Source organism: Cupriavidus sp. 8B (genome assembly GCF_054589115.1).
Map to the genome: position 1 here is coordinate 52,295 of NZ_BAAILO010000252.1, position 23,634 is coordinate 75,928.

The 23,634-nt window shown below is 67.9% G+C and carries 20 protein-coding genes; 9 read left to right on the plus strand and 11 right to left on the minus strand.

Going from position 1 to position 23,634, the window contains the following annotated elements; all coding sequences use genetic code 11:
• Positions 1–149 precede the first annotated feature (149 nt).
• Positions 150–1,592, plus strand: a complete 1,443-nt coding sequence (pdxR, locus tag ACYP5B_RS24635; protein WP_459571401.1) for a MocR-like pyridoxine biosynthesis transcription factor PdxR — start codon at positions 150–152, stop codon at positions 1,590–1,592.
• A 66-nt stretch (positions 1,593–1,658) separates the two neighbouring features.
• Here the strand turns inward: pdxR and ACYP5B_RS24640 are convergent, their stop codons facing one another.
• Positions 1,659–2,096: a helix-turn-helix domain-containing protein gene (locus ACYP5B_RS24640; RefSeq protein ID WP_400093548.1), complete on the minus strand. Its 438-nt coding sequence runs from the start codon at positions 2,094–2,096 to the stop codon at positions 1,659–1,661.
• A 74-nt stretch (positions 2,097–2,170) separates the two neighbouring features.
• On the opposite strand from ACYP5B_RS24640, the gene ACYP5B_RS24645 reads away from it, so the two are divergent.
• From ACYP5B_RS24645 to ACYP5B_RS24655, 3 genes are all read left to right on the plus strand, one after another.
• A complete protein-coding gene (locus ACYP5B_RS24645) occupies positions 2,171–3,052 on the plus strand; it encodes a class I SAM-dependent methyltransferase (protein ID WP_459571402.1) in 882 nt (293 codons plus the stop codon).
• Complete coding sequence (locus tag ACYP5B_RS24650; protein ID WP_459571403.1) at positions 3,045–3,566, plus strand: DUF2938 domain-containing protein; 522 nt, start codon at positions 3,045–3,047, stop codon at positions 3,564–3,566. The genes ACYP5B_RS24645 and ACYP5B_RS24650 overlap by 8 nt, the downstream gene beginning before the upstream one ends.
• Before the next feature lie 170 nt (positions 3,567–3,736).
• Positions 3,737–5,875, plus strand: a complete 2,139-nt coding sequence (locus ACYP5B_RS24655; protein ID WP_459571404.1) for an alpha/beta hydrolase domain-containing protein — start codon at positions 3,737–3,739, stop codon at positions 5,873–5,875.
• A gap of 48 nt (positions 5,876–5,923) precedes the next feature.
• Here ACYP5B_RS24655 and ACYP5B_RS24660 read toward each other — a convergent pair whose 3' ends face one another.
• Entirely contained in the window at positions 5,924–6,859 is a 936-nt protein-coding gene (locus ACYP5B_RS24660) for a LysR family transcriptional regulator (protein WP_459571405.1), read from the minus strand.
• A gap of 143 nt (positions 6,860–7,002) precedes the next feature.
• Here ACYP5B_RS24660 and ACYP5B_RS24665 point away from each other — a divergent pair, with 143 nt between their 5' ends.
• The 5 genes from ACYP5B_RS24665 to treF all read left to right on the plus strand — a co-directional run bounded on the left by ACYP5B_RS24665 (position 7,003) and on the right by treF (position 12,866).
• Positions 7,003–7,908 carry an MBL fold metallo-hydrolase gene (locus tag ACYP5B_RS24665; protein WP_459571406.1) on the plus strand — a complete coding sequence of 302 codons (906 nt, stop codon included), beginning with the start codon at positions 7,003–7,005 and terminating at the stop codon, positions 7,906–7,908.
• Between the two features lie 68 nt (positions 7,909–7,976).
• Positions 7,977–8,717 carry a DsbA family protein gene (locus tag ACYP5B_RS24670; RefSeq protein ID WP_459571407.1) on the plus strand — a complete coding sequence of 247 codons (741 nt, stop codon included), beginning with the start codon at positions 7,977–7,979 and terminating at the stop codon, positions 8,715–8,717.
• A gap of 146 nt (positions 8,718–8,863) precedes the next feature.
• Entirely contained in the window at positions 8,864–9,055 is a 192-nt protein-coding gene (locus tag ACYP5B_RS24675) for a PAS domain S-box protein (RefSeq protein WP_459571408.1), read from the plus strand.
• Complete coding sequence (locus ACYP5B_RS24680; protein ID WP_459571409.1) at positions 9,015–11,036, plus strand: putative bifunctional diguanylate cyclase/phosphodiesterase; 2,022 nt, start codon at positions 9,015–9,017, stop codon at positions 11,034–11,036. The genes ACYP5B_RS24675 and ACYP5B_RS24680 overlap by 41 nt, the downstream gene beginning before the upstream one ends.
• Before the next feature lie 159 nt (positions 11,037–11,195).
• On the plus strand, positions 11,196–12,866 hold the full coding sequence (gene treF / locus ACYP5B_RS24685; protein ID WP_459571410.1) for an alpha,alpha-trehalase TreF: 1,671 nt from the start codon (positions 11,196–11,198) through the stop codon (positions 12,864–12,866).
• A gap of 34 nt (positions 12,867–12,900) precedes the next feature.
• On the opposite strand, the gene ACYP5B_RS24690 is transcribed toward treF, so the two are convergent.
• The 9 genes from ACYP5B_RS24690 to ACYP5B_RS24730 form a co-directional block, all read right to left on the minus strand.
• Entirely contained in the window at positions 12,901–13,668 is a 768-nt protein-coding gene (locus ACYP5B_RS24690) for an alpha/beta fold hydrolase (RefSeq protein ID WP_459571411.1), read from the minus strand.
• Positions 13,665–14,696, minus strand: coding sequence for a M14 family zinc carboxypeptidase (locus ACYP5B_RS24695; protein ID WP_400093532.1), 1,032 nt, complete (start codon positions 14,694–14,696; stop codon positions 13,665–13,667). The genes ACYP5B_RS24690 and ACYP5B_RS24695 overlap by 4 nt, the downstream gene beginning before the upstream one ends.
• A gap of 148 nt (positions 14,697–14,844) precedes the next feature.
• Positions 14,845–15,549 (minus strand): HAD family hydrolase, encoded by a 705-nt coding sequence (locus ACYP5B_RS24700; protein WP_459571412.1) that lies wholly within the window; start codon positions 15,547–15,549, stop codon positions 14,845–14,847.
• 137 nt (positions 15,550–15,686) lie between these two features.
• Entirely contained in the window at positions 15,687–16,556 is an 870-nt protein-coding gene (locus ACYP5B_RS24705; protein WP_459571413.1) for a LysR substrate-binding domain-containing protein, read from the minus strand.
• A 147-nt stretch (positions 16,557–16,703) separates the two neighbouring features.
• The gene (locus tag ACYP5B_RS24710) at positions 16,704–18,854 is read right to left on the minus strand and encodes a phosphocholine-specific phospholipase C (RefSeq protein WP_459571414.1); all 2,151 of its coding nucleotides are present in this window, start codon (positions 18,852–18,854) and stop codon (positions 16,704–16,706) included.
• A 79-nt stretch (positions 18,855–18,933) separates the two neighbouring features.
• Positions 18,934–19,101, minus strand: coding sequence for a hypothetical protein (locus ACYP5B_RS24715; protein ID WP_400093528.1), 168 nt, complete (start codon positions 19,099–19,101; stop codon positions 18,934–18,936).
• Positions 19,102–19,131: 30 nt separating this feature from the next.
• Positions 19,132–21,153, minus strand: coding sequence for a hypothetical protein (locus tag ACYP5B_RS24720; RefSeq protein ID WP_459571415.1), 2,022 nt, complete (start codon positions 21,151–21,153; stop codon positions 19,132–19,134).
• Positions 21,154–21,529: 376 nt separating this feature from the next.
• Positions 21,530–22,846 carry an MFS transporter gene (locus ACYP5B_RS24725; protein ID WP_318232712.1) on the minus strand — a complete coding sequence of 439 codons (1,317 nt, stop codon included), beginning with the start codon at positions 22,844–22,846 and terminating at the stop codon, positions 21,530–21,532.
• A 55-nt stretch (positions 22,847–22,901) separates the two neighbouring features.
• Entirely contained in the window at positions 22,902–23,498 is a 597-nt protein-coding gene (locus tag ACYP5B_RS24730; RefSeq protein WP_459571417.1) for a TetR/AcrR family transcriptional regulator, read from the minus strand.
• Between the last annotated feature and the right edge of the window lie 136 nt (positions 23,499–23,634).

Below are 23,634 nucleotides of genomic sequence, written 5' to 3' on the forward strand. Positions count from 1 at the left end.
ATAAACAGGTAGGAGGCGCCCCACAGGGCGGCCAGCGACAGCAATAACGAAAGATCGGAGCGTTTCATTTCCTGGCACCTCATGGGGATGACAGGGGCAGGATAAGACGGCAAACTGGTACTAGAAAAGAACCAGAAACAAGGAAATTTATGGATCCAGAGTTCGCCTTCCCGATCCGCTTGCCGGCACCCGGCTCGCGCCATTTGCTGCGCTGCCTGCACGGCCAGCTCAAGGGGGCGATCCTGGACGGGCGCCTGCGCCCCGGCCTGCGCCTGCCTGCCACGCGCGCGCTGGCCCAGGCTTGCGGCGTGTCGCGCAACACGGTGGTGGCCGCCTACGACCTGCTGCTGAGCGAGGGCTATGTGGTGGCGCGCGATCGTGGCGGCACCTATGTGGCGGGGCTGCTGCCCGCGCGAGAGCCCGCCCCGCAGCATGGCGCGCCCGAGGCCGACCGCCGGCTGGCCGCGTTCTGGCGCGCGCCGCCCTTGCCGCCACGGGAAGCTTCGCCGATGGTGCCGCGCTTTGATTTTCGCGTGGGCGTGCCGGGCCTGTCGGCATTCCGGGCGGACCTGTGGGGGCGCCTGACGGCGCGCACCATGCGGGCGATGGCGCACGCCCCGGTGGCCTATGCCGATCCGCAGGGGCAGCCTGGGTTGCGCGAGGCCATTGCCAGCCACGTCTCGTTTGCACGCGCGGTCGCATGCCAGGCTGGCGACGTGGTGGTCACGGCGGGCGCGCAGCAGGCCTTCGACCTGCTGGCCCGCGTGCTGGTGACGCCAGGGCGCACCGTGGTGGCGGTGGAGGACCCGGGCTACCCGCCGGCCCGCGCCGCCTTTGCTGCCGCCGGCGCAAGGATCGTGCCGGTGCCGGTGGACGCGCAAGGGCTGGTGGTGGAACGGCTGCCCGCCGATGCGCGGGTGATCTACGTCACGCCATCGCACCAGTTCCCCCTCGGCCATGCCATGTCGGCGGCGCGGCGCGCGGCCTTGCTCGCCTTCGCGCAGGCGCACGGCGCGGTCATCGTCGAGGACGATTACGATGGCGAGTTCCGCCACGGCGAGCGCCCGCTCGACGCCTTGCAGACGCTCGACCGCGCCGAATCCGTGTGCTACGTCGGGACCTTCTCCAAAAGCCTGTTTCCGACGCTGCGGCTAGGCTTCGTGGTGGCCCCCCGCTGGGCGCGGCAGGCGCTTACGCTGGCCAAGCAATGCAGCGACTGGCATTGCGCTGCCACCGCGCAGGATACGCTCGCCGCCTTCATCGCCGAAGGGCACCTGGCGCGCCACGTGCGCAAGATGCGCCGGCTCTACGGCGCGCGCCGCCAGCTTCTGCTGGATACGCTGCGCGCGGATTTCAGCGGCCGGCTCGATCCGGTGCCCTGCGCCGCGGGCCTGCACCTGGCCGCGCTGTGCGTTGACCATGCCGATCCCGAGCCGCTGGCGCAGCGCGCGAGGGCGCAGGGCATTGGCGTCTGGACCACGCAGGAGTACTACCTCGGCCCGCCGGATCGCGCGGGCTTGCTGTTCGGCTTCGGCGCGATAGACGAGGCGGGCATCGCGGCGGGGCTGAAGGCGCTGCACAAGCTTTGGTGAACACCTAAGTCGTCAATGCTCGGCTCGCGAGCCTCTCACAGCGTGAGCATGACCAGCCCGATGGCGCTAACGCCGCAGTGATTGCGGCGTCTTCTTCGCTCGCGCTCCAAGGGCGCCGGACGCGGCGGCCTGCAGGATGCGACGGAAGGTGGGGCATTCCATGTGGCTCGGTGCGGGGCAGGCAGCGGCGTGCCGCAGGCCGTCGCGCATGGCGCTCAGTTTGCGGATCGTCTTGTCTAGCTCTTCTGCCTTGGCCGCGAGCATCTGCCGGTCGATGCGCGGCTGCCCCTGCGGCGCGAACATGAGCGCAATCTCATCGAGCGAGAAGCCGGCGGCGCGCCCCAGCGCGATCAGCGCCAGCCGTTCCAGCACGCCGGAATCGAACAGGCGGCGCAGCCCTCGCCTGCCGGTAGAGGCAATCAGCCCCTTTTCCTCATAGAACCGCAGCGTCGATGCGGGAACGCCGGATTGTTGCGCCACTTCGGCTATGTCTAGGCTTTTCACCCTCTTGACCTCAAGTCGACTTGAACTGGCACAGTGTAGCTTCCGCTCCCTGGGGGCAGCAAAGGAAAACGATCATGGATGTCACGCAACGGACCGAAAGCGAGCAGGCGGTGCTTTGGCGGGGCCGCTCTGGAAGCGCCTGGGTCGAGGCCCAGGCGCTGCTCGACCACATGTTCAAGCCGTTCGAAGACCTGCTTGTCGATGCGGTCCGCACCGGCTCCGGGCTACGGGTGCTCGACGTCGGCTGCGGTACGGGCAGCACGACGCTCGCCGTGGCGCGGCGGCTCGGCGCGACGGGCCTTTGCATCGGCGCCGACATCTCGGATCCTATGATCGCGGCCGCGCGGGCACGCGCAAAACGGGAAGACACCACGGCAAGCTTCCTCCACGCCGACGTGCAGAACCACGCTTTCGAGCGCGCGAGCTTCGACTTGATCATTTCGCGCTTCGGCGTCATGTTCTTCGACAACCCGGTCCTGGCCTTCGCGAACCTGCTGCGTGCCGCAAGGGACGAGGCCGAACTCCGGTGCATCGCCTGGCGCGGTGCCACGGAAAACCCGTTCATGACGGCGGCCGAGCGCGCCGCGGCACCGCTGCTGCCGAACCTTCCCGCGCGGCGGCCAGACGCGCCGGGGCAGTTCTCCTTCGCAGACCGGCATCGTGTTTCTTCCTTGCTGGAGGAAAGCGGCTGGGCCGAGATCGACATCCGGCCGATCGATGTCGACTGCACCCTGCCAGAGAAGGAGTTGCTCAGCTACCTCACGCGGCTCGGTCCCGTTGGCCTGGTCCTGCAAGAGGCGGACGAGCGCACGCGCACGCGAGTCAGCGAAGTTGTCCGTAGCGCCTTCGATCCCTACGTGCACGGCACCGAGGTTCGCTACACCGCTGCCTGCTGGATGGTCAGCGCCCGGGCGCCGTCTGCGGCGGCCGCGTCGAAGGAGGCAGCCCGTGTCTGATGCAGTGGACTTGGTGATGTGCGTGCTTCTGATCGGGGCGGGTGCGACCGCGGTGATGGATATCTGGGCCGCTGCCCGTAAGCGGCTGTTCGGCATTGCGTCATTGGACTATGCGCTGGTAGGCCGCTGGCTCGCCTATCTGGTGCGCGGGCGCTTTCGCCACGACCCCATTGGCGCTTCGCCGCCCGTACAGGGCGAACGCGTGACCGGCTGGATCGCCCACTATCTGATCGGTATTGCTTTCGCGGCCGTGCTGCTCGCTTTCCGGGGCCTGGACTGGGTCAGTCATCCGACGCTCGGCCCCGCACTGATCGTCGGCATCGGCAGCGTGGCGGCTCCCTTCTTTTTGATGCAGCCAGGCATGGGCGCCGGCGTCGCCGCCAGCCGCACTCCGCGTCCCGCCGCCGCGCGCTTTCATAGTCTTGTCACGCACGGGATATTCGGCCTGGGCCTTTACGGGGCCGGCTGGGTGACAAGCTGGTTGGCCACGTTTCAATGGCGGAGCTTCTGGTAGCGGCGCCAAGCGCGTTTTTTCCCCCAATCCTTACGCTCTCCCCCCAAAAGCGATTCAGCGGTTTATTCGCTCAATCCATCGAAACTATCCATTTACCTTATATTGCCGCGCTCCCTACACTTTGTGCCAACGCCCCCCTTAGCAGGGCGTACGACAAGAGAGGAGCAAGTATGGAGACCACCTTGGCGCGCCGCATGGCGGCGCTGGCGCTAGCTTTGCCGTTGATCGCCTGCGGCGGCAACGATGACAGCCCAAGCACGGGCGCCCCCGCGGCGTCCACGCCGGCGGCCACCCCGGGCATAACGCTGACCATCACCGCACGGGAAGACATGCCCGGCACCTACGGCAACGTGGGCGCCTATGAAAAACTCACCGGCACGCTAAAGGGCGAGGTCGACCCCGCCGATGCGCACAACGCCATCATCCAGGACCTGGGGCTGGCGCCGGTGAATGGCCGCGGGCTGGTCGAGTACACCACAGAGTTCGTCATGCTCAAGCCCAAGGACATGAGCAAGGCCGGCGGCGTGCTGCGTTACGACGCGCCCAATCGCGGCAATATCCTGACCATGCCGAATCCCACTGCGGTGCCGGGGGATTCGCTCTATTTCGAGCGCGGCTATGTGCTGCTGTACTCGGCCTGGCAGGGCGACGTGCCGAAGAGCTCGGCGGCACGGCTCACGCTGGCGGTGCCGGTGGCAAAGAACAAGGACGGCAGCAGCATTACCGGCCCGTACGCCGCGGAGCTGATCCCGAGTGTTGCCAGCCCGTCAATGAGCTTGCCGGGCGGTGTGTTCAACAGCACGATGATTCCCTATGCGCCGGCCAGTCTCGACAACACCCTGCCGGGCTACACGCTGACGCGGCGCGTGAACGAAACCGACCCGCGCGTGGCGATTCCCGCAACGGACTGGAAGTTTGCCACCTGCGATAACGCGGGCAATCCGTTCCCGGGCAAGTCCGACGCCGCCAACATCTGCCTAAAAGGCGGTTTCGTGCCGGGCTACCTCTACGAGATCACCTACGTGGCGAAAGACCCGAAGGTGATGGGCGTGGGCCTGGCGGCGCTGCGCGACACCATCACGTTCTTCCGGCATCAGGCCGCGGATTCGGCGGGCACGCCTAATCCGGTGGCGGGCGCGGTGCGCTTTGCCATCGGGCAGGGCACCTCGCAATCGGGCAACGCGATGAAGACTTTCCTGCATCTTGGCTTTAACCAGGCGCTGGATGGCAGCAAGGTGTTCGACGGCATCTACGCGCATGTGGCCGCGCGCCAGACCAACATCAACACGCGCTTCGCCGTGCCCGGCGGCGGCGGTGGCTTGCGCACCGACCATCGCGCCTTTGGGCAGACCGCGCCGCGCGGGCTGGCCGCCGACTACCAGGACCCGCTGGCGGGCCGCAGCGGCGGCGTCATGCAGCGCTGCACCGCTACGCAGACTTGCCCGAAGTTCTTCCTCGGCCTTTCGGGCACGGAGTTCTGGCAACTGCAGGGCTCGCCGGTGCTGACCGATCCCTACGGCTTTGCCGACCTGAAGCAGCCTGACAACGCGCGTATCTACTACTACGCCAGCACGCAGCATGGCGGCAAGTCGCCACTGATCAGCTACGCGCCTGCGTCCACGGTGTACCCGGCGGGTTCCATGGTCGATTTTGCCGATACCTTCCGGGCGCTGTTCGTCGCGCTGGAAGACTGGGTGGCTCGCGATGTCGCGCCGCCGGCCAGCCAGGTTCCGGCCATCGCCGATGGCACGCTGGTGCGGCCCGATCAGCTGGCCTTCCCCGTCACCAAGGGCATTACCTGGGCCGGTGCGGGCAGCAATGCCGCGATTCCCACGCTGCAGTACCTGGCGCGCTACAACGGCTTCCCGCTGCTCGACTACGGTCCGACATATCGCCCGCAGGATGAGTCCGGCATCCCGACCTTGCTGCCGCCGTCGCATATGGGACGGGACTACGCCATCATGGTGCCGCAGGTGGATGCGCAGACCGGGCTGACCAAGGCCGGCATCCACTCCGTTGACGTGGACGCGCCGGTGGGCACCAGCCTGGAGTTCAACTACGTGGCAGCGCCAGGCATTGTGGATCTGGTCAACCTGAGCGGCAGCTACATTCCCTTCCACAAGACCGAGGCCGCGCGCATTGCGGCTGGCGATACGCGGCCTTCGCTGGAGTCGCTCTACACCGACCAGGCCGGCTATGTGGCCAAGGTGCAGAGCGTGGCCGCCGGGCTGGTGGCCAAGCGCTTCCTGCTGCAGGCGGATGCTGATCGGCGCGTGGCCAGCGCGCAGGCCAATCCTGTGCTGCCCTGAGTGATGTGTCCGTGATGCGGCGTCTGTGATGCGGCGGGCGGGGCAGTGTCACCCCGCCCGGCCCGCAAGGCCCGCCGTGGCCCCGGTGCCTTGCCAGCCGGGATCCGCGGCGAAGCGCTCCGCGAGGAAATCCAGCATGGTGCGCAGGATCGCCGGCATCTGCCGGCGCGATGCGTATACGCCATGGATGCCCAGCGCCTGCGGCTGCCACCCGGGCAGCAGGGCCACCAGTTGCCCGCCGCGCAGCAGCGGCGCGGCAGAATAGAGCGGCTGCATGGCAATGCCGGCGCCGGCCACCACGGCGGCCAGCAGCACCGTCGATTCATTGGCGCTGAGGTTGCCCTGCACCGGCACTGACAGCGTTTCCCCCGCGCGCTCCAGTTGCCATAGGCTCTTGCCGAAGTACGAGTAGGTCAGGCAGTTGTGCATGGCGAGGTCCTGCGCCTTGCGCGGCATGCCGTGGGCGGCGAGATAGGCGGGCGCGGCGCAGATCACCGAGGCGCAACTCGCCAGCGGGCGCGCAATCAGGTTGGGATCGAGATCGTTGGTGATGCGGATCGCCAGGTCGATGCGTGCCTCCACCAGGTTGACCGCCTGGCTGCCGATATGCAGGTCGACGGCGGTTTCCGGATAACGCTTCAGGTAGGCCGTCACTGCTGCGGCCAGCACGGACTCGGCCAGCGATTGCGCGCAACTGATGCGCAGCATGCCGCGCGGCGTGCCCGCGCGCTCATGCTCGGGCCGCGCCATCTGAGCGGCAATCTCCAGCATCTGGCGGCAGCGCGCCAGCGTTTGCTCCCCGGCGGGCGTCAGGCTCAGGCTGCGCGTGGAGCGGTGCAGCAGGCGCTGCTCGGCCCAGGTTTCCATCTGCGCGAGATAGCGGGTGACCATGGCGCGCGACATGTCCAGCACCTCGGCGGCTGCCGTCATGCTGCCGCGCTCGGCAATGGCTACGAAGACTTCGGCGGCGGTGATGCGGTCCATGGGATGGTGGGTGATGTTGGCGTATCTTGTTGCCCTATTTGATCGATTGGCGCAACAAAGATGTTTATTCTATGGGGTTTTTGTACCGGCCTGCGCAAATTAAGCTGGCGGTCTCCTTGATTTCCAGCAACGTGAGACTCCCAATGCGCTCCAGCCTGACCCTGAACCGTTTCCTGCGCGGCCTGGCCGCCGCCTTGTGCCTGGGCATCGTCGCCAGCACGCCCGCACTGGCCGCATCCGCGCTCAAGCTGCAGGTCTACAACCCCGGCACCAAGAGCATTTTCCCGGTCTCGTCCGAACTCGTCACCGGCGCGCACGACGCGGTGCTGATCGACGCGCAGTTCCAGCGCAACGACGCCGAGGCGCTGGTTGCGCGCATCCGTGCCAGCGGCAAGCACCTCACCACCATCTACATAAGCCACAGCGATCCGGATTTCTACTTCGGGCTGGACGTGCTCAAGGCCGCGTTCCCTGCGGCCAGGATCGTCGCCACGCCGCAAACGGTGGCGGCCATCCAGGCGTCCATGGCGGGCAAGCAGGCTTACTGGACCCCGATCCTGAAGGACAATGCACCCAAGGCGCTGGTGCTGCCCGAGCCGCTGGCCGGCAATACCATCGAGCTCGAAGGCAACAAGCTGGAAGTGCTGGGCCTGGACGGCCCGGCGCCGGAACGCACGGTAGTGTGGATTCCGTCGCTCAAGACGGTAGCCGGCGGCGTGGTGGTCTTTGGCAAGAGCCACGTCTGGGTGGCCGATACGCAGACACCGGCTTCGCGCCAGCACTGGATCGCCATGCTCGATCGCATCGAGGCAAGGAAGCCGGCGCGGGTCGTGCCGGGGCATTCTCTGGGCGATGCGCCGCAGACGCTGGCGTCGGTGCGCTTCACGCGGGATTACCTGCGCACGTTCGAGCAAGAGGCGGCGCGCGCGCCGGATGCCAAGGCGCTGAGCGCGGCGATGCAGAAACACTATCCGCAACTGGGCGGCCTGGACTCGCTCGAGCTGAGCGCCAAGGTTATCAAGGGCGAGATGCAATGGCCTGCAAAATGACGGCTTTGTGCCAGAGCGCGGTTCGCGATGCGCACAACGTCAGCCACAAATCCCAGGAAGCACTGATCATGTCCGGTCTCACCCTGCATTACATCTATGACCCGCTGTGCGGCTGGTGCTACGGCGCCGCGCCACTGGTGCGCGCCGCGCGCGCCGTGCCCGGCCTGGCGCTCGCGCTGCACGGCGGCGGCATGCTCACGGGCGCCAACCGCCGCCGCATCACGGCGCAATGGCGCGACTACGTGATGCCGCACGACCGCCGCATTGCCGCGCTCACCGGCCAGCCGTTCGGCGAGCGGTATTTCGAAGGCTTGCTGCGCGACGAAAGCGCGGTGATGGACTCCGCACCGCCCACCACCGCGATCCTGGCCGCGCAGGCGCTGGGCGGCATGGAGGCCGCCGCGGATCTGCTGGCGCGCCTGCAGCATGCGCACTATGTGGACGGGCTGCGCATTGCCGATGCGCAGGTACTCGCCGATATCGCCGGGCAGGCCGGGCTGGATCCGCAGCGCTTTGCCGACCTTTGCCTGGACATTGGCGGTGACAAGACGCAGGCGCATATAGCCGCCAGCCGTACGCTGCTGAACCGGCTGGGCGGGCACGGCTTCCCCACGTTTGCGCTGCAAAGCGGCGCCGATCGCTTCGCCGTGCTCGACGTGGGCCCGTTCCTTGGCGATGCGGGGGCCTGGCAGGAGAGCCTGGCGCGCGCGGTTGCGCAGCAGGGCGGGAGCATGGAAGCGGATAGTGTGGGCAGTGCGGGAGGCCCGGCTTGCGACGCGCAGGGTTGCGCTTTGCCAGCGCGAGGGTAAACTTCGCGCCCGCGTTGCCGTTATACCAATCGACGTCCCGGCACACAGGCCGCGCCGGTTCCGTCGATAGTCGTGCGCGCGCAGCTTGTCCTTTCACCCGGACGAGCACTGCACGAGACGGCATCGGCCCTACACCCGCACCCTCCATGCCTCACATCCAAGGCCCTCCCGGCGAGACCGAACTTTTTCGCACGCTTGTACTCAGCGTGACAGATTACGCGATCTACGCGCTGGATCCCGCCGGGAGCGTGAGCAGTTGGAACCCCGGCGCCCAGCGCGCCAAGGGATACACCCAGGATGAAATCCTGGGCGCGTTTCTCGTGCTTCTACACGCCTGAGGATCGCGCCGCGGGGCTGCCCGAGCAGGCTTTGCTGGAAGCGCGCGAGGCGGGCCGCTTCGTGGCGCAAGGCTGCTGGCGCTTGCGCAAGGATGGTTCCCGCTTCTGGGCCCACGTGCTGATCACGCCGATCTTCGATGGCAAGGGCAAGCAGCTTGGCTATGCCAAGGTCACGCGCGACATGACGCAGCAAAAGGCCGACGCCGAGCGCATTGCCGAGGTGACACGCACGCTGGACCTGGCGCTGGAGAACATGTTGCAGGGGCTGTGCCTGTTCGATTCGCATGGCGCGATCCTCCTGACCAATCGCCGCATGGAAGAGATCTTCCGCGGCGCGGGCGCAGCGCTGGCGCCAGGCGCGGATTTTCTGGCCCTGTGCCGTACCATGGCTGGCGTGCGCGAGAGCGAAATCGCGGCGCCGAGCGCGCCGGCCGGCCGCCTTGGCCGCGATGCGCAGGCCGAGGCGGGCCAGCCCGACGGCCGCGCCGAGCAATACGCGCAGGCGCTCTGCGAACGGCACCGCGAGATCCTGCGCCGCCACAAGCACTGGCGTAGCGTGGAAGCGCTGCCCGATGGGCGCGCCATTGCACTGTCGCACAGCACCATGGCCGACGGCTCGTGGGTGACCACCTGCGAGGATGTCACCGAGCAACGCCGCATCGAAGCCAAGATCCAGCACATGGCGCGCCACGACGGGCTCACCGGCCTGCCCAACCGCAGCTATTTCAACGACTACCTGGACGAGGAACTGCAGCGCGCGCGCAAGCAGGGCTGCCGGGTGGCCACGCTCGGCATCGACCTGGACCGCTTCAAGGAAATCAACGACCTGCATGGGCATGCGGCCGGCGACACCGTGCTGCGGGCGGTGTCCCAGCGCATCGCCAGCCAGCTGGAGCCGGGCGAGTTCATCGCCCGCATCGGCGGCGATGAGTTCATTGCCGTGAAGCGTTTCGAGCGGCAGGCCGAGCTGAGCGACTTCAGCGCGCGCCTGGTGACTTGCCTGAGCGAGCCGGTGCGGCTCGAAGGCTTCGAGCTGACCACGGGCGCAAGCATCGGGATTGCGATCTATCCCGGCGACGGCACGCATCGCGACCAACTGGTCAGCAATACCGACCTGGCGATGTACCGCGCCAAGGGCAGCTTGTCCGAATCGATCTGCTTCTACGAAAGCCGGATGGACGAAGCCGAGCGCGAGCGGCGCGCGCTGGCCGGTGAGCTGTGGACCGCCATTGCCGCCAACCAGTTCGTGCTGGACTACCAGGTGCAGACCGCCATCGCCAGTGGCGAAGCCATCGGTTGCGAGGTGCTGCTGCGCTGGCAGCATCCCGAGCGCGGGCTGATCGCGCCCGACGACTTCATCCCCCTGGCCGAAGAGTGCGGCGCCATCCTGCCGATCGGCGAGTGGGTGCTGCGCACCGCATGCCAGGAAGCCGCGCAGTGGACATTCCCGCGCAAGATCTCGGTCAACCTGTCCCCGGTGCAGATCACCCACGGCAACCTGGTCACGCTGGTGGCGCATGTGCTGGAGGAAACCGGGCTGGCGGCGGGACGGCTGGAGCTCGAAATCACCGAGTCGGCCATCATCGGCGACAAGGAGCGGGCGCTGGACATATTGCGCCGCATCAAGGCGCTGGGCGTGACCATCGCCATCGATGACTTCGGCACGGGCTACTCCTCGCTCGACACCTTGCGCTCCTTCCCGTTCGACAAGATCAAGCTGGACCGTACCTTTATCGCGGAGATCTCCGACAGCCAGCAGGCCAAGGCCATCATCCGCGCCATCCTGGCGCTGGGCCAGAGCCTGGCGATCCCGGTGCTGGCCGAAGGCGTGGAGACCGACGAACAGCTCAGCCTGCTGCAGGCCGAAGGCTGCGACGAAGCGCAGGGATTCCTGCTGGGGCGCCCGCAGCCGCTCGAGCATTTCCGTCGCGCCCACGCCGTGCTCGGGCCGCGACTGGTGACGCCGACACCGGAACCCTAGGCGGCGCATCCGGCGCGTGCCGGGAGTATGTGCCTTTAGCGCGGCCCCGACCAGGCGCGGCGCCTTTGCGCGGCGGTGGAACTCGCCCGCCAGCCAGCCACTCTCATTTGTTGTCGGCAGCCTCCCGCGTTGCCGCAAGGGTAAGAAAAGGGAGGGGCAGTGGCACCACGCATCACCATCGGAGGCGGCGGCCCGGCCGGCCAGCCCCACGTACGCGAGGTGGGCGACCCCACCGGCGGCCAGAAACTCGTCCCGCACCGCTTGCCCGGCTGCGCGCACGCCGATCCGCTCACGCCCGCCGATCGCTACCAGGAGTTGTTCGTGGCGGTGCAGATGGGCCGCATTTTTCCCGACAGCAAGACCTTCACCGACGCCATGCCGCGCCAGGATCCGGCAACCATCCTGGCCGCCTACCGCGCTCGCGCCGGTGAGACCGGCTTTGACCTTGCCGCCTTCGTGCACGAGCATTTCGTGCTGCCTGAGGTGCCGCGCAGCTGCTACGAGTCCGACCCCAACCAGCCGCTGGCCGACCATATCGACGGGCTGTGGGCGGTGCTGACCCGGCATCCGGCGCAGCACCCGCCGCAATGCTCGCTATTGCCGCTGCCGCATGCCTACGTGGTGCCGGGCGGGCGCTTCTCCGAGCTCTACTACTGGGATTCGTACTTCACCATGCTGGGCCTGGCCGCCAGCGAGCAGGGCGGCTTGCTGCGCGGCATGGCGGACAACTTCTCCTACCTGCTCGACACCTATGGCGTGATTCCCAACGGTACCCGCAGCTACTATCTGAGCCGCTCGCAGCCGCCGGTGTTCGCGCTGATGGTGGAACTGTTCGAGGACCACGGCGTGCAGCCCGAACTGGCCTTCTTGCCGCAGTTGCGCAAGGAGTACGCCTTCTGGATGCGGGGCGCCGACCACCTGGCGCCGGGGCACGCGTGCCGGCGGGTGGTCAGGCTGGCCGATGGCAGCCTGCTGAACCGGTACTGGGACGAGCGCGACACCCCGCGCGAGGAAGCCTTTATCGAAGATACCGGCACGGCCGCATTGTCGGGGCGGCCAGCCTCCGAGGTATTTCGCGACCTGCGCGCCGCGGCCGAATCGGGCTGGGACTTCAGCTCGCGCTGGCAGGAGCCCGGCGGCGGGCTGGAGAGCATTCGCACCACAGCGATCCTGCCGGTGGATCTCAATTGCCTGCTGTTCAAGCTGGAGCACAAGCTCGCCGAACTGGCGCAGGCCGCCGGCGATGCCGACGCACCGGCCTTTGGCCAGCGCGCGCAGGCGCGCCGGGAGGCCATCGACCGCCTGATGTGGCGCGAGGCCGAGGGCGCCTACTTCGATTTCGACTGGCAACGCGACAATGCCCGCGCCAACCTGACGGCGGCCACCGTGGTGCCGCTCTACGTAGGCGCTGCCACCTCCGCGCAGGCGGCGCGGGTGGCGCAAACCGCGGCAGCGCGGCTGCTGCAGCCCGGCGGCATTGCCACCACGGAACACGTCAGCGGTGAGCAATGGGACCAGCCCAACGGCTGGGCGCCGCTGCAATGGCTGGCGATCGGCGGGTTTGCGCATTGCGGGCAAGCCGCGCTTGCGCACGAAATCGCGCATCGCTGGCTATTGACCGTTGCCAGCCTTTACGAGCGTGAATACAAGCTGGTGGAGAAGTACGCCCTGCATCCCGCAGAAGACGGCGCGGTAGGCGGCGCGGGCGGGGAGTATCCGCTGCAGGACGGCTTTGGCTGGACCAACGGCGTGGTGCGCAGGCTGCTGCAGCGGCACCCCACGCATGCGGCGTGCCGCTGCCGCGCCGGTGTGAAATCCGTGAAATTGTGAGGTTGTGAACTCGTGAAGTTGTGACGGCGCGGTTTCAGCGTTGGCGCAGGCCGGATGCCGCCAGCCATCGCGCTAGCGTGGCGGCCAGCCAGGCCGGATCGTCGTGCGGCAAATCGTGCCCTGCCCAGGGATGGCGGCGGTGCTGCGCGCCCCATGCCTCGGCCAGGCGCGTAGAGCACACCGGGTCGACCAGATGATCCGCCGCAGAAGACAGTACCAGTGTCGGGCAGGCCGGCGGCGCACCCGGTGCGCGATAGCGCGCCGCGGCCCATAGCTGGCGCAGGGCATTGGCCCGGCTCACCGGCGCGCTGCCGCGGATCGCGCACCATTGCGCCACATCCGTCGCGAAGGCCGCGCTGGCGTTGCAGGTCAGCCGGTAGATGATGCGCTCGCAGTAAGGGGCGTTGTGCCAGCGCAGTGCCATGCCCAGCAGTGCCGGCCAGTTGCGCGGCGGCAGCCGCTCGGCCACGCTGCAAAAGGGCCGCATGCTGGTGTTGACCAGCACCAGCGCGCCGATCTCTTCCGGGTGCCGCTGCGCCCACTCCGCCGCCACCATGGCGCCCAGCGACATCGCCAGCAGCCGGTACGGCCGCGCCAGCCCCTGCCTGGCGGCACGCTCGCGCAGGAATGCCACCATGGCAGCCACGCCGGCCGGCGCGTGCGCCGCCGCCTCCACGCCATTGCCAGGCAGGTCCAGCATGGCGACGGGCCCGATGCCGGCGCTGGCCTGCAGCACCCCCGGCAAGACGCCCCAGTGGCGGGTCTCGCGCGTCAGGCCGCGCAGCAGGATCCAGTCGCTCATCCAGGCGGCCCCCAGGCCCACTGGGCGTTGGCGCGGTCAAGCAGTTCCTGGCGGCGTTCCCCGCTTGGCAGCCAGCGCTCGGGCGCGTAGGCCACGCGGGCCAGGAAATCCAGCAGGTTGGCATGCCGGCGCAGCACGCGCGCGGTGCGATGCGCCTTGACCGGGTTGAAGAAGCCCTGGCGGGAGAACAACTGGCGGGGGTTCTTCTTGATCCACAGCCAGGAGCCCAGCTCCAGCGTCATCGGCAGGAAGATGTTGCCGGGCGGCGTGTGGTCGTAGGCCCAGTCCCACAGGTCGCCGTGCAGCAGGTACTGGCGGCTCTGCGGCTCGAAAGCATAGCCGTGGTGTGGATGCGCCTGCTCGAACATGGTCTTGAGGGCAAACATCTCGGCCAGGTGCGGCATGGGCGCGGCGGTGCGCGCGTAGGGAAACCAGATGCTGTCGCCCCAGCCGTAGCCCGAGTGGCAATCCAGTGCGAAGCTCAAGGGCCGGCACTGCAACTGCTGCTCCACCACTTGCAGCATGGCTGTGCTTTCCACCTCCATGGGCGCGCCGCGCTTGCCGCGGTACCACGGTAGCCACGCCCCCACGCGCTGGCCGCCAGCCAGCAGCGGCACCCGGCCAACCGCATCCTGCGGTGCGTTGCGCATCAGGTCCACGCCATTGGGATTGGCGCGGGTTGAGGCCCACATGCCGCCCGGGTTGACAATCGGCATGAACAGCAGCCGCACGGATTGCAGCTGGCGCTCCAGTAGCTCGTCCCACTCCAGGCGCCACAGCAGCATGCGCATATAGTCGAGCAGCAGATGCGTGCCGATGCGCTCCAGGCCATGGATGCCGGCAAAGAAGCCGATGGCGGGCGCGCGCGGATTGTTCGACCCGATGCTGGCGGTGTAGAGGGGAAAGCGCTGGCCGCCCGCGCGCACCTCGCCGACGCGGCAGGCATCCAGGCGGCTGGCGCCGGCTTCCAGGATGCTCTCCAGTTGCTGCATTTCAGCGAAACTGCCTGCGTTGGGTGGCTGCGCCATGGGCGAGGGCGGCTCCTTGGGGGGGCGATGCGATGGTCGATTGTGGGGTCGTCAACGTCAATATAGGCGCTGGCGGCCGGTCAGGTTACAAAAGCGTGCCCGCCATCGTCCCCCAGTTTTGTGAAAGCCCCATGACTGGCGCCGGACGTCAGGCCGTGGTCAGCGCCGGCGCCGGCTCGGCCGAAGCAAACAGCATCAGCAGCGGCCAGCCGCGCGTGTCCGCCAGTGCGCGCAGTGCGGCATCCGGGTTGGTGGCCACGGGGTGGCTCACGGCTTCGAGCAGCGGAATATCGTTGCGCGAGTCGCTATAGAACACGGTGCGCTCGAACTGCTCCCAAGCCATGCCGAGCGATTCCAGCCACTGCGCCACGCGCGCGATCTTGCCCGCCCCGAAGCTCGGTACGCCTTCGACCGCGCCAGTGAAATTGCCCGACCCGTCGCGCCCGGCCTCTACCGCCAGCAGGTGCGCCACGCCCAGTGCCTGGGCGATCGGCTCGGTGACGAAGCGGCAGGTGGCGGTGACGATGCAGCAAAGATCGCCGGCGTCCTGGTGCGTGGCCAGCAGCGCGCGCGCCTCGGGGCGGATGGCCGGGGCGATCACGTCGCGCATGAAGCCGCTGCGCAAGGTCTCCAGCCGCGCGCGCGGATGGCGCGCCAGCAGGCCCAGGGCAAAGCCGGCATGGCGGTGGAAGTCCAGGCGTCCGGCGGTGTATTCTGCCAGCCACAGCGCGTTGTTGGCCTCGACTTCGCCGGCATCCGCCGCGCCGGCCTGCACCAGGTAGCGTGCCCATTCATATTCGCTATCCAGCGGTAGCAAGGTGTGGTCGAGGTCAAACAAGGCAAGGCAGGACATGCGCCGTCTCCGGTCGGAAAAGCGGCAAGGATGCCCACCGGCAATGACCCACGGATGAAGCGCGGTGCAAGAATCCCGATACGGCTATCAGGGATTTTTGCTGGCGTTGCCGGCGTTGCCGGCGTTGCAGTTACCGCCTACGCCGCCTTGCGCGGCGCGAGGCATTCCAGGAAGGCGCCGATCAGGCGCGTATGCGTGCGGCCCTGCAGGCAATAGAGGTATTCGTGCAGCACTGGCGGCTGGCTGGCAAACGGCACCACGCACAGCGCCGGGTCGCGCGGCACTTCGCCCAGCGGCACCACGCTCGCGCCTAGCCCCTGGCGGATGGCTTCGTAGATGGCTTCGCGGCTGCCGATCACGGTGGTGGCCGGCAGCGGCAGGCCGGCGTCGTCCAGCGCGGTCTCGGTGGCCTTGCGGGTCATCGAGCCGTGCTCGCGGATCAGCAGGTGGCAGGTCGCCAGCTGCGCCAGGCTGACGCTGGGCGCGCGCGCCAGCGGGTGGGCGGGGTTGACCACCAGCACCATCGGGTCGGAGGCCAGGGTGATGCGGGCCAGGCGATCGTCATCGACGGCGTGCGACGACACCGCCACGTCGATGCGGTATTCGATCAGCGCATCCAGCATCTGCTGCGAGTTGCCGATATCGATGCTGATCTCGATGGCGGGATAGCGCTCGCGAAACGCGGCCACGCTCCTCAGGATGTAATAGGGCCCGGTAGCGCCGATGCGCAGATGGCCGAGATGCAGGTTGCCGGCATTGCGCAGCAGGAAGTCCGCGCTGCCTTCGTGCTGCATCAACTGCTCCACCACCGGCATCAGGGCCACGCCGACGTCGCTCAGGTCGACCCGGCCAGCGCGCCGGTAGAACAGCTCCACGCCATAGTTCTCTTCCAGCTGGCGGATGCGGCCGGTGACCGTGGGCTGGCTTACGCGCAGCTGCTTGGCGGCAGTGGTGATGCTGCCCTGCCGTGCCACTTCATAGAACGTCGTCAGCAGGTCGCCGAGCATGGGGGATTTCCGTGGGGATTACGCAAGCGCGCCAGTCTAGCGGCGATTTATGACAGTTCCTCGCCGCGCGGCCACGGACGCGGCGGCGCGGCGAAGAAGCAGGGATAGCAGGCAAGCCCGGGCCGGCGAGCGCGGCCCGGGCCGCGTTCAGGGCACGGCCCGGGCGGGCTTGCCCTGGGCGGGGTCCGAGACGGAGTCGGCGCCCGTCTCCAGGCGGCCGGCAAAGCGGCGCCGGAAGCTGCCCTGGGTGGTGGTCACAACGAAGTCGTACCAGTTGCCCTGCAGGCCCACGGGCCAGTGCTGGTCGAGCTGCTTGCCAGCGGGGATGTCGAAGGTCCAGGGGCCGTCGTCACGATAGGCGGCGGGCGTGACGGTGAAGGTGCAGGCCTTGGTGCCGGTATTGATCATGGTCAGGTAGACCGCGGCATTGGCGATGTCGTAGCACACCCGGATTTCCGGCGCGGTGCCGCCGGCTGCCGTCACGGTGCTGACGTCGCCCTGGAAGCCGCGATGGAAGCCGTTCGGGCCCAGCACCCAAAGGTCGTACTTACCGTTGTCAGCGGTGAAGACGTCCCAGCTATCGTTGACCTGCTTGCCCGGCTCGACCGCATAGCGGCGCGGCACGCGGTCCAGGTGCAGGCGGTCGTACACGTGGAAGACCGCGGCGGCCGTGCCGGTGTTGCTCAACAGCAGCCACATGGCCTTGGCGCCCGGATCCTCGCGCCCGCTCACGTGCAGCTCGTAAGGCAGCGCGCGCGACGGCCGCGTGCCCGCAGGCTGGGTGGCGGGGTTGGCGGTCTGGAAGGCGACGGTCGGCAGCGCTACCTGTGCCTTGCCCTCCTGCGCCGTGCGCACGGTGTCGGCAGCGGCCTTGGTGCGATTGGGGATCACAGGCAGGGCCGCGCTGTTCGGGCTGACAAAGTTGAACGCCGACAGCATGTCGCCGCAGATGGCGCGGCGGTACGGGCTGATATTGGTCTCGGCGACGCCAAAGCGCGCCTCCAGGAAACGCAGCACCGAGGTGTGGTCGAACACCTGGGAGTTGACCCAGCCGCCGCGGCTCCACGGCGAGACCACGTACATCGGCACGCGCGGGCCGGGGCCATAGGGATGCATGTCGGTGTGGTATTCGCCGTCGGTGGCGACGGTGGACTTGCCGGCGAGCACGCCGCCGTCATAGGCCGGCGCGCACGGCGGCGGCACATGGTCGAAGAAGCCGTCGTTCTCGTCGAAGTTGATCAGGAGCACGGTCTTGCTCCAGACGTCGGGATTGGCCGTCAGCGCATTGAGCACTTCCTGCGTGTACCAGGCACCTTGCACCGGGCTGGACGGCCCCGGGTGCTCGGAGTAGGTGGCCGGCGCCACGATCCACGAGACCTGCGGCAGGCTGCCGGCCGCGATGTCATCCTTCAGCGCTTGCAGGAAGCCGCCGTCCGGCATGGTGTTGCCGATGCCCTTGATGAGCGGGTTGATGACGTCGTCGGCAATGGTGTAGGCCGGGTAGGGGCTGCCGTTGGACGTATTGCCTCGCGCCTCGTTGGCCTTGCGGTACTGCACGAAGCCGGCCAGCGGATTATCGGTGAAGTTGTCCGGCATGTTCTGGTACAGCTTCCAGCTCACGCCGGCCGCCTGCAGGCGTTCCGGATAGGTGGTCCAGCGGTAGCCGCTGGTGGAGGCGCCCATGGAGTCGCCGCTGTTGTCGATCACGGGGCCGCCGTTGGCGCCGGTGGGGTCGTTGGTGCCGGTCCAGTGGAACAGGCGGTTGGTGTTGGTGCCGCCATGGAAGCCGCAGTGGTAGGCGTCGCATAGCGTGAAGGCATTGGCGAGTGCGAACTGGAAGTCCAGCTCGGCCTCGGTGTAGTAGCCCATCGACTGCGTCTGCTTGGCAATCGGCCACTTGCTCATGCGACCCAGGTCCCACGCGTTCTGCGCATCGGGGTAGCTGTGCGGCGTGCCGCTGACGCGCTGCGCATTGCCGGCGCTGCTGTCGAGGTGGTACGGCTGCACGATGCGGTTGGTGAAGGTCTGCTGCCAGACGTTGAGGCCGCCGGCCAGCGGGATCGTAAAGCGATCGCTAAAGCCGCGCACGCCCTGCAGCGTGCCGAAGTAATTGTCGAAGGAGCGGTTTTCCTGCATCAGGATCACCACGTGCTCCACATCGCGGATGGTGCCGGTGGCGTTGTTGGCGGGAATCGCCAGCGCGCGGCGGATCGACGGCGGGAAGGCGGCGAGCGCCGCGGTGGCGGCGGCGCTGCCGCCGGCCATCTTGAGGAATTTGCGTCTGCTGTGAAGGCTCATCTTGGTTTTTTGCTGGACTGTCCGGTTCGTGCGGGGCGTTGGGCATGCCCTGCGGTGCGCTACTGTTAGCGACTGTTCGTTATGGCGCGCAGCGCAACTGCGGCGTGACTGCGGGCGGCTGCCCGGGCTGCGCCGGATCGGCGGGCTTGCTGTCGTTGGAGTCGCCGCCGCAGGCCGCCAGCGTGGCGCACAGCGCCAGTGCCGCCAGCCAGCCCGGCCGCGCGAAGAAAGAGATCGAAGGCTTCATGGTCACGTTTGCTCTCGGGGGAAGTGGGTATCAGGGGTTGAGCGTGGACAGCGGCTGGCGCGAGCCGGCGATGGTCTGCAGTTCGGCCAGGCTGAGCTGGCGCGTCCACATGGCCAGGTCGTTGAACTCCATCACGCCCTTGAGCGCGCCGGCGTTGTTCGGCACATAGGCATGCGTGGCATCGTCGTTGATGCCCCAGACCTTGGTGGCCAGGCCATTGAGCTTGGTCACGTCGGTGTTGGCGATGGCCTTGTTCTCGGTCTTCTGCAGGCCGAGCACCGGGTCGATGATGTAGGCGCTGAAGGTCTTGGCCGTGGCGTTGACCGACAAGGCCACGTAGGCCCACTGGTTGGCGCTGAACTTCATGCCCTGGATGTCATCGCGCTTGCCGGAACCACTGCCCATGTTGAAGCGGATCTCGCAGCTGCTGAACAGGCCAAGGGCAATGCCCGGGTTGGCGCCCGAGACATAGTTCTTGTTCGACAGGATCGGCTCGCCCGTGCCATTGCCCTGGTTGCAGTCGGACCTGAACCAGAAGCCGATGGTGAACTGCGGGCTGAGCGCGATATCGGCGCCGCTCTGCGTGAGCTGGTAGGCATCGATCACCGAGTTGACCTTCAGCGACTTGCCGCCGAAGTTGTCGCTGCCAAGCGAGCCGCCGTCGGTGCCGGCTACCCACGGGCCGATGGTGGTGGTGCCTTTGGTGTCCACCGCCGGCAGGGTCTCGAAGCTGTAGTAGGCCGCGAGGTTGTTGCGCAGCGTGTCGGCCAGCACGATCGGCTTGACGTAGTTGATCTGCGCCAGCAGCGAGGTGGGCATGCTGTTGCGCACCAGCGTGTAGTTGAAGCGGTACACGCCGCTGGCGGGCGCGGTGATCGTCTTGTCCTCATAGGTGGACGTGCCGCTCGGCAGCGTGGCGATTTGCACGCCGTCGCGCAGCAGCGTCATGTCGCCGGTGGCGGTGGTGGGGTTTTGCCATGACAGCACCACCGAGGTGTTGGTGCTGCCCACCACCGACTGCATGGCGCGCACGCCCGCATTGCCGGTCAGGGCCGAGCCGTCAATCTGGTACGCGGCGGCGGGCAGGGCCACGCCCACGTACGCGAGCACGGTCGGCAGCAGGTCGGCCTCGGTCGGCAGTGCTGCCAAGGTATCTGCCGTGGTGGGCGCCGCCGGCAGGTTGCTGGCTACCGCCGCGTTGAAGGGCTTGTTGAGCGCGATAAAGGTGGTGCGGTTTTGCACCGTCGGCAGCGTGGTGGTCGAGCCGGTTGCGTCCAGGCCGTGGCTGGTGGTCACGGCTACCAGCCAGTCTTCGCCGGCGTTGGCCTGGCGGCGCGCCTGCACGGCGGCCAGCAGCTTGCCGAGCGCCTGGTCGAAGCCGGACAGCGCGGTGGCGTAGTAGCCGCCGTTCTGGAAGCCTTGGGCGGCTGCGGCCCGGTCGGGTGCGCTGAACTGGGTGAAGACCACGTCGTAGCCGGACTGCACCAGCTTCACGCCTTCTTGCGTCACGCAGTTGTCGTCAGCGGTACAGTCGCGCATCGAATCGAGATTGCCCGCGGCCACGTCAGCCTTGAGCAATGCCGGCAGCACGGGCGCGCTGGTAGCGACGCCGCGGCGCAGCCGGCTCGAGCCGGCGCTGGCGCGCAAGTACTGGAACAGGCTCGGCGTGCGCAGGCCGGCGGCCGCGGCTACGTCGTCGCTGACACCGTGGCGGTTCGCCCAGTTGCCGGCGAGGACCGTGGCCCAGCTCGGGCTGGCAAGCGGAACCTGCTCGGTGGTGGTGCCGAGCTTGCCGCCGGTCGACGCCGGCGTGATCGAGAGCGTGGCCAGGTTGGGCAACGTGCCCTGGGCGATGCCGTTCTGCAACTGGCTATAGGTCGCCCCATCCACGCCGACCAGCAGCACTTTCTTGCTGGTAACGGCGCTGCCGCCCGTGTTGTTCTGATCGGGGGCAACCACTGCCGGCGAGTCGCTGCCGCCACCGCCGCATGCCGCTACCGTGCCCGCCAGGGCCACGCCACATGCCATGCGTGCCCGCTGATTCCATGCCATATCCGGTTCCTCTTTTCTGTTGTCCAAAGCGGCGCGCCGCTCCGGCGGCGCGTCCGATCACGCTCCCCGTGACGCGTTGGCAGAGTAAGAAAAGGGGTTGTCATGCGGGTGACAGGGAGGCAAAGAATGCTGATGCGCCTATTTGCATTCTTGATGGGACAGGCACGCGAAAGGCATATGCCCTGCCGGAATGGCGGGCTGGCGGACGAAGAATGCGAGGATTACGCGGCTTCAGGAATGACCGCGGAAGACGACGAAAGGCGAGGAAGCTGCGGGGAAACCAGGAGGAAGCGAGGAGTAAGGCGGGGATCAAGCGTGCTGCGTTGCCCTGGCCATGGTGACGGGGGCAACGCAGCGGCGGCGAGCGCCGCGGACGTCAGGCCTTGGCCGCTTGCGGGGCCGTGGCGCTGGCCTGAGTGCTCGGGCGACGGACCATCAACGCCAGCAGCGCAGCCGCCACGCACGCCGCGCCGGCGGCGTACAGCGCCGGGGTGTAGGTCAGTAGCAGGGTGCGCGTCAGGCCCGCGCCAAACGCGGCGGTGGCGGCACCGACCTGGTGGGCGGCAAAGATCCAGCCGAACACCATTGGCGCGCGCTCCTTGCCGAACACCGAGCCCGCCAGCTTGACCGTGGGCGGCACCGTGGCGATCCAGTCCAGGCCATAGAACATGGCAAAGATGGACAAGCCGTACAGCGTGAAGGTGGAGTGCGGCAGCCAGAACAGCGACAGGCCGCGCAGGCCGTAGTACCAGAACAGCAGCTTGCGGCAGTCATAGCGGTCCGAGAGCCAGCCCGAGAGAATGGTGCCGACGAAGTCGAACGCGCCCATCATCGCCAGCGCGCCGGCGGCCGGCACGGCGGCCATGCCGAAGTCCGCGCACAGCGAGATGAAGTGCGTCTGGATCAAGCCATTGGTGCTCAGCCCGCAGATAAAGAAGGTGCCGGCCAGGATCCAGAAGGTCTGGTTGCGGGCGGCGTCGCGCAACACCACGAAGGGGCCGCGCAGGGTCAGCGGCGCGGGTGCGCTGGGCGGTGCCGGTGCGGCGTGAACGTGCACGGGCACCTCGCCAAACGCAGCCAGGCCCACGTCGGCGGGGCGGTTGCGCATGAAGCAGAACACCAGCACGGCCAGCAATGCGCATGCGAGCAGTACCGGCAGCACGGCGGTGCGCCAGCCCATATGCTCGATCAGCCAGGCGGCCACGGGCAGGAACGCCAGCTGGCCGGTCGCCGAGCTGGCGGTCAGGATGCCGATCACCAGCCCGCGGCGCGCGCTGAACCAGCGGCTGGCGACCACGGCCGCGAGCACCAGCGCGGTCAGGCCGGAGCCGACGCCGAGCATCAGGCCCCAGGCAATGAACAACTGCCACAGCTCGGTGGCCACGGTGGCCAGCGCCATGCCGCCGGCAATCAGCGCCAGCGCGGCCCACACCACGTTGCGCACGCCGAAACGCTCCATCAGGATCGCCGAGAACGGGGCCATCAGGCCGAACAGCGCAAAGCGAAACGCGAGGATGGATGAGATCTGGTCGGTGTCCCAGCCCATCTCGCGCGTCAGCGGCTTGAGAAAGGCGCCGGGCAGGCCGAGCGCGGCCGAGGTGGTCAGCATCACGCAGAAGGTGATGGCGGCGATCAGCCACGCGTAGTGGATGCCGCGCCGATCGAGTCGGCTGGAAAGCGCTTGAGCGAACATGGGTGGAGTTCCGGGGGGGCGTTGGTTTGTCGTGGGGCGTCGTCGGCCGTTCTTGTTACTGCGAATTCGGGCCCAGCAGCATGTCGCGCGCCGCGGCCAGGATGTCTTCGGAAAGGGCATCGCCCTCGGTGGCCCGTGCCAGCGTCATGGCGCCCACCAGCGTGGCCAGTTGCCCCAGCGCCAGCTTGCGGCGCTCGGCCGGGTCGGCGTGCTCGACCGTCTTCATCCAGTCCTCCACCATGACCTTGAAGCCGTCGATGTAGACCTGGCGCACTGGCTTGTCCGCCGGCTCGCGGGCAACGTCGCCGGCGAGTGCCGCCGCCGCGCAGCCGTCGCCGGGGCTGCTGCAATGCTCGGCGGTGAGGTAGGGCTCCACCAGGCTGGCGCGCATCACCCGCTTGTCGCCTTCGGCGCGCTCGATGCGGCGCGACCAGCGCCACGCGGATTCCTCGAAGGCGCGCTTGCTTGCCAGCGCGGCCAGTGCGTCCTTGGACGAAAAGTGCCCATAGAAGCCGCCGTGCGTGAGGCCGGCGCCGGCCATCAGCTCTGCCACGCTCACGCCGTTCAGGCCGCGTTCGCGGAACAGCCTGGAGGAGGCCTGCTCGATGGCTTCCCTGTGCTTGTCTGCCTGCTCTCGTGATGCGCGCGCCATATCGGACTCTCTTGCTGAAACTTTGCTTGACCGGATTTTAGATGACAGCCATAATTTATTCAATAGATGTTGGGCATCATTTAAGCGGGCGGCGCTAAAGCATCACCGATGCAGGTGGCGTTGCCCATCTTTCCGC

What these genes read in the sequence shown, in the direction of transcription:
- ACYP5B_RS24720 (WP_459571415.1), bottom strand. Translation starts at nt 21,153, where the DNA reads ATGGCATGGAATCAGCGGGCACGCATGGCATGTGGCGTGGCCCTGGCG.
- ACYP5B_RS24690 (WP_459571411.1), bottom strand. Translation starts at nt 13,668, where the DNA reads ATGAGCGACTGGATCCTGCTGCGCGGCCTGACGCGCGAGACCCGCCAC.
- ACYP5B_RS24695 (WP_400093532.1), bottom strand. Translation starts at nt 14,696, where the DNA reads ATGGCGCAGCCACCCAACGCAGGCAGTTTCGCTGAAATGCAGCAACTG.
- ACYP5B_RS24710 (WP_459571414.1), bottom strand. Translation starts at nt 18,854, where the DNA reads ATGAGCCTTCACAGCAGACGCAAATTCCTCAAGATGGCCGGCGGCAGC.
- ACYP5B_RS24715 (WP_400093528.1), bottom strand. Translation starts at nt 19,101, where the DNA reads ATGAAGCCTTCGATCTCTTTCTTCGCGCGGCCGGGCTGGCTGGCGGCA.
- ACYP5B_RS24700 (WP_459571412.1), bottom strand. Translation starts at nt 15,549, where the DNA reads ATGTCCTGCCTTGCCTTGTTTGACCTCGACCACACCTTGCTACCGCTG.
- ACYP5B_RS24670 (WP_459571407.1), top strand. Translation starts at nt 7,977, where the DNA reads ATGTCCGGTCTCACCCTGCATTACATCTATGACCCGCTGTGCGGCTGG.
- ACYP5B_RS24730 (WP_459571417.1), bottom strand. Translation starts at nt 23,498, where the DNA reads ATGGCGCGCGCATCACGAGAGCAGGCAGACAAGCACAGGGAAGCCATC.
- ACYP5B_RS24705 (WP_459571413.1), bottom strand. Translation starts at nt 16,556, where the DNA reads ATGCTCGGCGACCTGCTGACGACGTTCTATGAAGTGGCACGGCAGGGC.
- ACYP5B_RS24665 (WP_459571406.1), top strand. Translation starts at nt 7,003, where the DNA reads ATGCGCTCCAGCCTGACCCTGAACCGTTTCCTGCGCGGCCTGGCCGCC.
- ACYP5B_RS24725 (WP_318232712.1), bottom strand. Translation starts at nt 22,846, where the DNA reads ATGTTCGCTCAAGCGCTTTCCAGCCGACTCGATCGGCGCGGCATCCAC.
- ACYP5B_RS24645 (WP_459571402.1), top strand. Translation starts at nt 2,171, where the DNA reads ATGGATGTCACGCAACGGACCGAAAGCGAGCAGGCGGTGCTTTGGCGG.
- pdxR (WP_459571401.1), top strand. Translation starts at nt 150, where the DNA reads ATGGATCCAGAGTTCGCCTTCCCGATCCGCTTGCCGGCACCCGGCTCG.
- ACYP5B_RS24660 (WP_459571405.1), bottom strand. Translation starts at nt 6,859, where the DNA reads ATGGACCGCATCACCGCCGCCGAAGTCTTCGTAGCCATTGCCGAGCGC.
- ACYP5B_RS24655 (WP_459571404.1), top strand. Translation starts at nt 3,737, where the DNA reads ATGGAGACCACCTTGGCGCGCCGCATGGCGGCGCTGGCGCTAGCTTTG.
- ACYP5B_RS24680 (WP_459571409.1), top strand. Translation starts at nt 9,015, where the DNA reads ATGAAATCCTGGGCGCGTTTCTCGTGCTTCTACACGCCTGAGGATCGC.
- ACYP5B_RS24675 (WP_459571408.1), top strand. Translation starts at nt 8,864, where the DNA reads ATGCCTCACATCCAAGGCCCTCCCGGCGAGACCGAACTTTTTCGCACG.